The following is a 713-nucleotide window of genomic DNA, read 5'->3' on the forward strand; positions in this document are numbered from 1 at the left end:
GAATTCAATGCTGGTAAATCAAAATGTTATGAAAAGAATTAACTACAAACAAGTCATTTTACATTTCGTTGCAACTTGTTTTTTTACATCGGCAGCTATTTCATTTTCAAGATTATACAATATCGAACTTTTGAATAGCACCATTGAAAATGGCGTTGAAACTGTTTTAAAAAATCCTGAAAAATATGGAATAACCATCACGGACATTTGGAAATTTACCTTTTATGCTAATATTTCAAGTTTAATCGGAATATTTATCGCCTTTACAATCTCAATTATAATTTCATTAATAAACCGTTGGTCATTACTGAATTGTTGTATTGTCTTACTAATTAGTTTAATCTTAAATAAACTTATATCATTGGATTTGTATTTTATTTATCCTTCATCTTTTACAAAAAATTTAGCTTTAAATTTTTCAATTTCAGGACTATTATTTCTTACTATCAGTGGTTTTATTTTCTTTTCGAGTTTTTCGAATTCAAAAATTAATTCAAACCCTAAACTATAAATTAATTCAACGCATACATTTGCGAGTTATTATTATACATCACATGGCAAAAATACTATTATTAGGTTCAGGCGAACTAGGAAAAGAATTTGTAATCGCTGCACAACGCATCGGACAAACCATTATTGCAGTTGACAATTACGAAAATGCTCCAGCAATGCAAGTCGCACATGGTTTCGAAGTAATCAACATGCTTGATGGT

At 28.8% G+C, this 713-nt stretch carries 1 pseudogene; it reads left to right on the forward strand.

What is annotated here, in order from left to right:
• Positions 1-554: 554 nt before the first annotated feature.
• A pseudogene (gene purT / locus DIU01_RS10680) lies at positions 555-713 on the forward strand (phosphoribosylglycinamide formyltransferase 2); the annotation flags it as partial.

Source organism: Flavobacterium sp., assembly GCF_003525665.1.
Taxonomy (GTDB): domain Bacteria; phylum Bacteroidota; class Bacteroidia; order Flavobacteriales; family Flavobacteriaceae; genus Flavobacterium.